Here is an 11,026-nt window from a genome sequence, read left to right as displayed (position 1 = left end):
GGAATTTGATTCTGGTAACTGGTGATTGGTAACTGGTAATTGGTAACTGGTAATTAAATACCGTTCGGCTGAGGTAATCGGTCAGTTATTGGTGGGAGAAAGGCATAAAGATTAAATTTCCTGTAAGCGTTCAGGTGGTGTAACAAAAGGAGATGTGGAGATTAAGAAGATAAGGAGATATTATAAAAAAAATTGAAATTAATAGAAACTAATAGAAATTTATGGAAATTTGTTGTTTCCCACAATCAATTTCAATCTATTTCTATTATCTTATCTCCATATCACCCTTATCTCCTTATCCCCTTTCGGACACTTTTGATATATAGCCTGAACGGTTACAATTTCCCGCTAAGGCGCAAAGAACGCAAAGGAATAAATTATAATCTTTGCGAACTTTGTGTCTTTGCGAGAGAAAATTTCTATTTAGTTTTTACCACTGATAATTGAGGGATTACCGGCTGAACTCAGGACGAAATTATTTAACCAATTACCAATTACCAGTTACCAATTACCAATTACCAGTTACCAGTTACCAATTACCAGTTACCAGTTACCAGTTACCAATTATCCGTTTGCAGGTTATGAAATCTGATGATACGCCGTGCAAAACTTACTCAACACGACACTATTTAGAGGATGTATGGAAAATTTATTGAACGACATTTATAAAAAAGTCAACACAGGACAAAGATTAAGTAAAGAAGATGGTATCAGGTTGTTTCAATCCAATGACCTGCTCACCATTGGTGAAATGGCAAATTTAGTTCGGGAACGGCTAAATGGCAAGGATGCTTATTTCATCATCAACCGCCATATCAATTACACCAATATCTGTGAAAATAGATGTAGGTTTTGTGCCTATAGTAAAAACAAAGGTGAGAAAGGTGCTTTTACATTAACCATTGACCAGATTATGGAAAAGGCGAAGGGTTGTGATAAAAATGGGGTTAAAGAGTTGCATATTGTTGGGGGATTAAATCCTGAAATCCCTTTTGAGTATTATCTTGAGATGCTATCTAAGTTACATTCAGCCTTTCCACAGGTTAATCTTCAGGCATTTACCGCAGTTGAAATTTACTATTTTGCCCGGAGGGCTAATTTAAGTCTGGAAAAGGTATTAAGCCAACTAAAACAAGCGGGATTAACTTCAATCCCAGGAGGTGGGGCAGAGGTTTTTTCGCCAAGGGTTCGAAAGGTGATATGCCCTAAGAAAATCGAAGGCAAACTCTGGCTTGAGGTAATGGAGACAGCGCATAAACTTGGGCTTAAAAGTAATGCCACAATCTTATACGGACATATAGAGACAATAGAAGAGCGGGTGGACCATATTTTAGCCCTGCGGGAATTACAGGATAAAACTTTTGGTTTTAAGTCATTTATCCCGCTGGCGTATCATCCAGAGAATACAGAATTAAGTGGGGTAGGGACAACCGGCTATCAAGATTTGAAAACACTGGCTATTTCTCGGCTTTTGTTGGATAATTTTCCACATATCAAGGCATTCTGGATTATGTTAGGGGTAAAATTAGCCCAGGTATCTTTGAGTTTTGGCGTAGATGACCTTGATGGCACGGTGGTTGAAGAGAAAATAACCCACTGTGCAGGTGCGAAAACACCTCAAGAATTATCTAAAAAAGAATTAGTTAACCTGATTACCGAGTCAGGTAGAATTCCGGTAGAAAGAGACAGTATATATAATAGAGTAGTGTCATATCAAGTTTAAATCAAAGGAAATTTCAATGATTTTGGTTATTAATGCACCGTTTATTAAAGATTTTTGTCGATGCCAGCGATGGCCTGCTAAGACGCGTGGTCGGGCAATCAGGCCACCAGACTGGTTGGCTTATGCTACGGCTGTTCTGGAAGAAGCAAGAGAAGCGGTAGAACTCTATGATTTCCCGGCTATGAACTGGGATAAGACAAAATTGGGGCAATTAATCAAAGATAAACAACCTCAATTTGTCATCCTGGATTCTACTACCCCTTCTATTTACTCCGATATTGAATGTGCCCGCATTGCTAAGCAGGAAAGTCAGGCTAAGGTGATTATGGTTGGCACTCATGCTACCGCTTTACCCGAACAAACCCTACAAGAAGCTAAAGGCTCTATTGATGTTATTGCTCTGGGTGAATATGATTATACTGTTCGAGATATAGTCAAGAACTGGAATAACCTGAAAAGCATACCAGGGATATGTTATCTGGACAAAGGAGATTTTAAAACCACTCCACCACGACCCCTAATTTCAGATTTAGACGAGTTACCTTTTCCTGCCTGGCATCACCTGAATATTATGAAATATTTTGATGCCGGTAGATTGTATCCTTATATTGATATTATTGCCGGGCGAGGCTGTCCTTATCAATGCACCTTTTGCCTCTGGCCACAATTGATGTATGGTCATAAATATCGACTTCGGTCAGCTAAAAATGTAGTGGATGAGATAGAGCATTGTCTTAAACTCTTTCCTCAATTAAAACAGGGCGAATTCTTCTTTGAAGATGATACCTTTACTGTAAATAAAGAGCGAGCTTTCGCCATTTGCGAAGAAATCAAAAAAAGAGGACTAAAAATCACCTGGTCGGTCAATGCCAGACCCGACATTTATGATTTAGAACTATTTAAAACCATGAAAAATTCTGGATGTAGAGAGTTATTGGTAGGTTTTGAATCCGGAGACCAGGAGATACTAAATAGAATGAAAAAGGGATTACGGGTAGAAGATTCTGTCCAATTTATGCGAGTGGCTAAAGAATCCAGGCTTGAAATTCACGGTTGTTTTGTCTTTGGTATGCCCGGAGAAACAAAAGAATCAATGGAAAAAACATTAAACTTTGCCTTAAAGTTAGGATTAACTACCATCCAGTTTGCTGGAGCAGTTCCTTTTCCTGGCACAGAGTATTATAATTTTTGTCAATCTCAAGGGCTACTAAAGGCAAAATTATGGACAGATTGGCTTTCGGAAGGCGAACAATCTACTGTGGTCGATTACCCGGGGCTAACAAGTAAAGAGATTAATGATTATGTTGATAAAGGACTTAAATCCTTTTATTTTCGTCCAGGATATATGTGGAAGTTTCTACTTAATACTCGAGATTTTCACGACCTGTATCGAAAGATAAAAGGAGCAATGAATTTTATTTCATATTTAGGGAGTAGAAAGTAGAAAAATGAAATCATTTATCTCAATAATAATTCCAGTCAAAAATGGTGAAAAGACAATCAAAAAATGTCTTGATTCCCTGATAAATCTAAATTACCCCAATTATGAAATCATTGTTATAAATGATAATTCAAACGACAAAACTCAAGAGATACTCAATTCGTATAGAAATCTCCAGGTGATAAAAACTCAAGGTATAGGACCATCTGGTTGCCGAAATTTAGCCGCAAAACAGGCAAAAGGAGAATACCTGGCATTTAGCGATGCAGATTGTCTGGTTCATCCAAAATGGCTCATAGAGTTATTGAAAGGATTTGATTCAGAACAAATAGTAGGTGTTGGCGGCAGTCAGCAATCACCCGAAGATGAAACAGAATTTGGGAAAACGGTGCAAGCGTTCTTGAAAACGGTTGGCTTTGTTGCCGATTATATTAAGAAAGGCACGGAAAGAATTGAAACTAAACACAATCCTACCTGTAATGTGATATATAAGAAAGAGATATTTGATAAAGTCGGTGGTTTTTTAGAGGAATTATGGCCTGGTGAGGATGTAGAATTTGATTATCGCATAAAGAAACTAAAAAAATATAAACTAAAATATAATCCACAGGCAATCGTTTATCACTATAGACCTGATAATTTATCTGGATTTTGTAAGATGATGAAGCGTTATGGCTGGGCACAGGGATTTCTGGTAAGAAAATATGGGGTTTTTAGATTGATACACTATGAGCCAATTTTTTTACTATTATCAACCTTGATTGGTCTTTGGTCTATAGTCTCTGGTCTCTGGTCTCTGGTCTTTATTCTTTGTTTGTTTTTCCCACTATTTTATCTTTTGCTGAAGACAAAATCGATAAAAAAAACATTACAATTTACCAGATTATTGGTTATGACTATTATCTATTGGAATTTAGGGTTTATGAGTGGATTAATTTCAGCCAGCAGGTCAGGAGGTCTTTAATAATTTGGGTGTGGGACGGTTAAAACAGCCTTCCTGTTCCTTTTTAAGGAATCTGTTTATAAACTGGAGTTTCGTGAATTTTCTATGATTCCTTTTGCCTTTAATCTTTGCGTTCTTTGCGGTTGATTTCTTTGCGTTCTTTGCGGTTAAAAAAGGATAAACCACAAAGGGCACAAAGTAGTAACGCAAAGGACACAAAGGGAAGAAAATAGGTGAAGCATTTTTTATCAACTCAACTTCAAAGGATAAGTTGCAAAAAAATCATCAGGCTTTTGAGCCTAATTTTGCCATCTTTGAGCAAAATAAACAGATTGATAAGGATTCAGATAGCCTCAATGGCTCCTTAAATTAACGAAACTCCAGATTACTAAATGATGGCTTTTTTGCCATACTACAAGTTGTCTAAAATCATCTAACTTTTCATTCATTTTCTTTCCCTTTTCTACTTCCCTACTCTCCTACTTTCCTGGAGGGTGAATAGTTACCCAATTTACTTAATTAACTAATTCGCTAATTCATTAATATATTTCGTGTTTTCTTTATTTCGTGCTTTCGTGGTTAGTATCGTTCCCCCATTTCACTGACGCATTACCCTGGTGAAATAAAAATTGTTGCATTTACAAGGAATCAATGGTATAATAAAATGAATGGTTACGAAAATTCAGTTCTTTAAAGTGCCACGAATAATTGGAGAGTGAAAAAATTGAGTGAATTAGCATTTCTAACAGCGCATGAAATCCATAACCTGCTTAAATCCAAAGAAATTACATCAGTGGAAGTAACAGAGTCTGTCATTGGTAGAATTGAGGCTTTAGATTCAAAGATAAATGCCTACATCACTACCTGCTTTGATGAGGCAATTGAGCAGGCAAAAGAGATAGACAAAAAAATAGCTAAAGGAGAAGAGATACATCTGTTGGCAGGTATCCCCGTGGCCATTAAAGATAATATCTGCACCAAAGGTATAAAAACTACCTGTGCCTCAAAAATCCTCCATAATTTCATCCCACCCTATGATGCCTTTGTCATTCAAAGATTAAAGGAGGCAGATGCCATCATCATCGGCAAAACCAATATGGATGAATTTGCCATGGGGTCTTCTACTGAAAATTCATGCTTTGGGACTACTAAAAATCCATGGAATTTAGAGACCGTACCAGGAGGTTCAAGTGGTGGTTCTGCGGCGGCTATTGCTTCAGATGAGACAATTTTAGCCTTAGGTTCTGATACTGGCGGTTCTATTCGTCAACCAGCGGCTTTGTGTGGCGTAGTAGGATTTAAACCTACCTACGGCAGGGTATCAAGATATGGATTAATTGCCTTTGCCTCCTCTTTAGACCAGATTGGACCAATCACCAAAGATGTTACTGATTGTGCCTTACTTCTTAATCTCATTTGCACCTACGACAAAAATGATTCTACATCTTCTCCCATTCCTGCACCAGATTATACTAAATCTTTAACCAATGATGTTTCGGGAATAAAGATTGGTATCCCTAATGAATACTTTAGAAAAGAGATAGATATTGAGGTTAAGGAAAGTATTGACAAAGCAATTAGATTGTTGGAAGGGTTAGGGGCAGAGGTGTTAGAAGAAGTATCCCTACCCCATACAGACTATTGTGTGGCAGTATATTATCTCATTGCCCCAGCAGAGGCGAGCTCTAACTTAGCTCGATATGATGGTGTCCAGTATGGACTCAGGGTTCCAGAAAAAGAGTTGATTGATATGTATGAGCAAACAAGAACACAAGGCTTTGGAAATGAGGTCAAAAGAAGAATTATGCTTGGCACCTATGCCTTATCTGCGGGATATCGTGATAAGTATTATTTAAAGGCACAAAAGGTAAGGACATTGATTAAGCAAGATTTTGAAGAGGTATTTAAAAGATGTGATGTTATAATTACCCCAACTTCACCGACACCTGCTTTTAAGATTGGCTCCAGGGTATCTGACCCTATTCAAATGTATTTATCAGATATTCTTACTATCTCGGCTAATTTAGCCGGTATCCCGGGGATATCTATTCCCTGTGGATGGGCACAGGAGGGATTACCTATTGGACTACAGATTTTAGCACCATTATTTGGAGAAGAGAAACTATTACAAGTAGCCTACACCTTTGAACAGAACACAGAGCATCATTTAAAAAAACCTCCTTTAAAAAAGGATTGACTTTTTTTTATTTTATTGATATATTATTTTCAGGAGGAACAAGGATGATAGAGAAAAGTCAAACTCAACTTAACCGAAGGGTTCAGGAGCTTGAAGCTCTCTATGAGATAGGAAAGATATTGGTCTCTGAACTCAAGTTGGAAGAAGTTCTAAAACTTATTCTTCAAAAGGCATTAGAACTTACAGAATCTAAATATGGAACATTAGGGATGTTGAATGAAGAGAAGACTGAATTAACATACGATGTAATTATCCCAGAAGGAGTAAAAACCCCCCCTCAGAAGATTGGAGAGGGGATTACTGGTAGGGCAGCCAAAGAGGAAAAAACGATTCTGGTTTCTGATGTAACGGCTAAAGATTCAGGCTACATAGAGGTCTTTCCCAATATGAAATCAGAGTTAGCCGTCCCAATGATGTTTCAAGATAAATTAATAGGTGTGCTTAATGTTGAAAGCCCTAATATTAGTGCTTTTGATGAGAATAATCAAAAACTCCTTGAGGCTTTAGCAGATTTTTCTGCAATAGCCATTAATAATGCAAGACTATTTGCCCAAACAGATAAAAAATTGGGGGAGAGAGTTAAGGAACTTGAGGCATTACAACACATTGACGAAACTATTAGTTCTGTATTAAATCTTGAGAAGGTATTGGAACTAATTTTGGATAAAGGGTTTGACCTAATTAGAAAAAGACATAAAGGTGTAGAAATTTATGCTATGATTCAGTCTATAGATAAATCTACAGGAGAGTTAGTTATCAAGCAAAGTATTGGAGTGCCTGAAGATAAAAAGAATGAAAGAGCAAAGATTGGTGAGAGAGGTATTACAGGTTTAGTTGCAGGAGAAAAGAAATCTCATTTAATACTAGATGTTACAAAAGAGCCGTGGAAAGAATGGTACATAGAAATGATTCCAGCGGTAAGATCAGAATTGGTTGTCCCCTTACTATTGGGTAAAAAGAAAAAATTGATAGGAATATTTAATCTTGAAAGCCCAAAAGTTAGTGCCTTTGATGAAGATGATAAACGTTTAATTGAATCTCTTTCTCAGCAGGCAGTAATTGCTATTCACAATGCTGAGCAATTTGAGATTCAAAATGCAATTTATGAAATTGGGAAAGTAATCAATTCAACTTTAGATATAAAGAAAATATTAGGGTTAATATTAGATAAAGGATTAGAAAGGACGGGCGCTCATTCAGGAAGTGCAAGATTGTTAGAGGAAGAAAGAGAAGGATTGTTGATACCTTGTGTTAGGAGAGGAAAAGAAGGGAAGAGGGCATGGGAACCCATAGAAGTTGGTGAGGGTATTGTAGGTGCTGCCGCAAAAGAGAAAAAGACTAAGAGAGTTTCTGATGTAAATAAAGACCCTCGCTATAAAAAGTCTCTTTCAGATACCCAGTCTGAACTGGCAGTTCCTATTTTAAACCAAAAAAAGGAATTAATCGGGGTTCTTAATTTTGAACATCCTCTCTTGAATGCCTTTGATGAAGATGATGTGAAATTTATTGAGTCACTATCATCTTATGCAGGAATTGCTATCCAAAATGTAAGATATTGCCAGGAATTAAAGGATACTCAAGAACAACTGGCGGCAGCTAATGCTTTATCCTGGTTAGGGATTGTAGGGGCATTCTGGAAACATGATGTCATTCAGATGGCTCATGCCATAAGGGTAAATGTAGATACCCTCAAAAAATTTGAAGTTTCAAAAAATGTTCTTGACAGACTTAATAAAATAGACAGTGAAGCTGAAGCGATAATGAAGGTAGCGCCTGACCTGCCATCTGAGGAGGTAAAAGAATCTGTTTCTATTCTTGATGTGATTGATACAGCAGTGGAGAGATGTAGACATGGTAAAAAAATTGAAGTTGATTTTCCAAAACCAGCAAAAGGATTATTTGCAATAACTGCCAGTAATGCCTGGTTGACGGCTGCCTTTGAACAAATAATCAAAAATGCCTTGAGGGCTATGCCAGATGAAGGAAAGTTGACTATTATTTGTAGGGAAGAAGGAAGTAAGATGTTAATAGAGATTAGTGATACCGGCTGTGGGATACCAGAAAAGATTGCATCTCAAATATTTAAAAAACAGGTTTCTGGAGCAAAGGGGAGTGGTGTTGGTTTGTTGTTGGCACATACTGTCTTTTTGAAATATGGAGGAAATATAGAATTAAAATCAACAACACCAAAGGGAACAACTTTCATCATCAGGTTGCCTATCAAAGGAGATTAGAATGAAACAGGGGCCAAGAATTTTACTTATAGATAATAAACCTTGGTGGTCAGAGTTTTCTAAAAAGGTTTTGTCAAAACATGGCTACAGGGTAGATAGAGCTCTGGATGAGGAAGGAGCTCTAAAAAAATTGGATTCTCAGAAATATGATATGGTGGTCATGGATTTTTATGTTTCAGGCACAGACGGTGTAACCTCTCTTAAGCGAATTTTAGAGAAACATCCAGAGGAAAAAGTAGTAGTTGTTTCTGCCGCTCCTTCATGGAAGGAAGGAAGGGATGTATTCCGGGTAGGAGCTTTTGATTATCTGAGTAAATCGCTTGAGAAAACTCAATTATTAAAAACCATACGAGAAGGGCTTAAAATAAAAAACCCATTGAGTCATAATATGAGGAGGAAATGACTATGCAGAAAAGAATCTTGTTTGTTGATAATGAACCCTCAGTATTGGATGACTGGAAGTTCAATCTTGAACAAAAAGGGTATTTGGTCTTTCCAGCAGGGAGTCCAGATGAGGCAAAGGAATGGTTAAAAAAGGAACGCATCCATTTAGCAGTGATTGATTTGAAACTTTGTGACCATAGTAATAAGGATGATCAAAGTGGTCTAGAACTTGCGGAGGAGATTGATCCACTTATACCAAAGATTATCCTGACAGGGTTCAGTAGTCCCGAAACGCAACGAATGGCCTTAAGTCCTCGCTATGGAGGAATTGCATTTGATTATATTCCAAAAATGGAACCTCCTTCAATTTTGATAGAGACAATCGAAGAAGCTTTCAATAAGGAGATAAAGATTAATTTTAACCTTAAAGTTAGGTTGGAAGAGAAACTTTCTTCAGGTACCCATTTGGAGGATGAGAAGGCATTTGAATTTTTGCTTGATGCGATTAAAGTAAAAGATGAGGGGGAAAAAGAGAGGCTGAAAGAAGAATTGGGAGAGGTCTTTAAAAAACTGTTCTATTCGGCTGAGAAGATTACAATTTCACCTCTTTCTTCCAGAGGATATAGTAAAACAGGGGTAGTTTTGGTTGAACCAGGTCGAGTTAATGAAGGGATATTTGCCTCTCGCATTGTTAAATTTGGTCCCCGTAAAGATATTGAGAGGGAATCTAAAAATTATAATGAGCATGTAAAACCATTTCTCCAACTTCGTCCTACTGAAATTGAAGAGCCATCTTATACCCAGAATCTTGGAGGAATGATATATACCCTTGCTGGCAGTAGAAATCCTAAGACTATTTGTAACTTCAGAGAATATTATGGCAATAGCAAAGTTGAAGATATAAAGACTACCCTTAAGGAACTCTTTAAAGAGACTTGTGGGATGTGGTATCAGAATAGGGGCAATAAAATAGATATGGAACTCAGTGAACACTACAAAAAGCAATTAGGATGTGACCAGAAAAAGTTAGACGACGCCCTTAAAAAGATATTCTCAGAGTATAAAGGAAAACATCTGATTAACTTTCCTGGATTAAACAAAGACTTTCTTAACCCAGTTGTCTGGATTAAAGATAAAGACTTTCACCTTTCTACTTTTTCCTGTCGCACACATGGTGATTTGAATGGAAAGAATATCCTGGTTGATGAGGATAAACATCCATGGTTGATTGATTTTTTCAGAACGGGTTATGGACACATCTTAAGAGACTTTGTAGAATTAGAGGCTGACATTAAATTTAACTACCTTGAAACAAGCAATATAGAAACCCTATATGAATTTGAAAAATCTTTAGTTAGTCCAGAGCAATTTGATGAACCATACAGTTTTAAAAGTCCTATTGAAGAACTTAACAAAGCTTTTGCGATTATCCAGGATTTGAGAAGTCTGGCACATAGTTTTGTTCAACCATGCAACGACATTTATGAATACTATATTGGACTTCTTTACCATACAATTAATATGATTAGATACCCTAATATTAAGAAAGAACGATTAAGACATGCCCTTCTTTCAAGCTCCTTAATCTGCGAAAAACTGGATAAAAAATGATAGATACAAAGTGGTGGTTAGCCTGCAATTTCAAACTGTTTGTTATTCCCTTTTGGTAACCGTTCAGGCTATATATCAAAAGTGTAAGAAAGGGGATAAGGAGATAAGAGTGATATGGAGATAAGATAATAGAAATAGATTGAAATTTATAGAAATAGGTAGAAATTGATTGTGGAAAACAACAAATTTCCATAAATTTCTATTAGTTTCTATTAATTTCAATTTTTTAATAATATCTTCCTATCTCCTTAATTTCCACATCTCCTTTTGTTACACCAGTTGAACGCTTACTAAAATTTGGATTCCCGCTTGCGCGGGAATGACAGGTAGAAAAACAATCTATCAAATTATCAGCGACAGAGCACTAGTGTCGTGTTGAGTAAGTTTTGCACGGGGCATCATCAGGTTTCGTAACCTGCAAACGGATAATTGGTAACTGGTAATTGGTAATTGGTTAAATAGTTTCGTCCTGAGCTCAGCCGGTAATCCCTCA

General features: G+C 36.9%; 10 protein-coding genes. 9 read left to right on the top strand and 1 reads right to left on the bottom strand.

The window, feature by feature from the left end; all coding sequences use genetic code 11:
• Positions 1-192: 192 nt before the first annotated feature.
• The 9 genes from AB1414_08595 to AB1414_08555 all read left to right on the top strand — a co-directional run bounded on the left by AB1414_08595 (position 193) and on the right by AB1414_08555 (position 10,533).
• Positions 193-447: a hypothetical protein gene (locus AB1414_08595; GenBank protein MEW6607497.1), complete on the top strand. Its 255-nt coding sequence runs from the start codon at positions 193-195 to the stop codon at positions 445-447.
• Between the two features lie 39 nt (positions 448-486).
• A complete protein-coding gene (locus AB1414_08590; protein MEW6607496.1) occupies positions 487-585 on the top strand; it encodes a hypothetical protein in 99 nt (32 codons plus the stop codon).
• A 55-nt stretch (positions 586-640) separates the two neighbouring features.
• Positions 641-1,723, top strand: a complete 1,083-nt coding sequence (gene mqnE / locus AB1414_08585; protein ID MEW6607495.1) for an aminofutalosine synthase MqnE — start codon at positions 641-643, stop codon at positions 1,721-1,723.
• A gap of 16 nt (positions 1,724-1,739) precedes the next feature.
• Positions 1,740-3,167, top strand: coding sequence for a radical SAM protein (locus AB1414_08580; protein ID MEW6607494.1), 1,428 nt, complete (start codon positions 1,740-1,742; stop codon positions 3,165-3,167).
• 4 nt (positions 3,168-3,171) lie between these two features.
• Positions 3,172-4,128, top strand: coding sequence for a glycosyltransferase (locus AB1414_08575; protein ID MEW6607493.1), 957 nt, complete (start codon positions 3,172-3,174; stop codon positions 4,126-4,128).
• A 703-nt stretch (positions 4,129-4,831) separates the two neighbouring features.
• A complete protein-coding gene (gatA, locus tag AB1414_08570; protein MEW6607492.1) occupies positions 4,832-6,304 on the top strand; it encodes an Asp-tRNA(Asn)/Glu-tRNA(Gln) amidotransferase subunit GatA in 1,473 nt (490 codons plus the stop codon).
• 44 nt (positions 6,305-6,348) lie between these two features.
• A complete protein-coding gene (locus AB1414_08565; GenBank protein MEW6607491.1) occupies positions 6,349-8,538 on the top strand; it encodes a GAF domain-containing protein in 2,190 nt (729 codons plus the stop codon).
• 1 nt (position 8,539) lies between these two features.
• On the top strand, positions 8,540-8,941 hold the full coding sequence (locus tag AB1414_08560) for a response regulator (GenBank protein MEW6607490.1): 402 nt from the start codon (positions 8,540-8,542) through the stop codon (positions 8,939-8,941).
• Positions 8,942-8,943: 2 nt separating this feature from the next.
• Positions 8,944-10,533 (top strand): response regulator, encoded by a 1,590-nt coding sequence (locus tag AB1414_08555; protein ID MEW6607489.1) that lies wholly within the window; start codon positions 8,944-8,946, stop codon positions 10,531-10,533.
• Here AB1414_08555 and AB1414_08550 read toward each other — a convergent pair.
• On the bottom strand, positions 10,463-10,726 hold the full coding sequence (locus AB1414_08550) for a hypothetical protein (protein ID MEW6607488.1): 264 nt from the start codon (positions 10,724-10,726) through the stop codon (positions 10,463-10,465). The two genes, AB1414_08555 and AB1414_08550, sit on opposite strands and share 71 nt — an antisense overlap.
• Positions 10,727-11,026: the final 300 nt, after the last annotated feature.

It is taken from the genome of bacterium (genome assembly GCA_040755795.1).
Classification (GTDB): domain Bacteria; phylum UBA9089; class CG2-30-40-21; order CG2-30-40-21; family SBAY01; genus JBFLXS01.
Note: the sequence above shows the minus strand (reverse complement) of the source record. Positions and strands in the feature narration are given on the sequence as shown.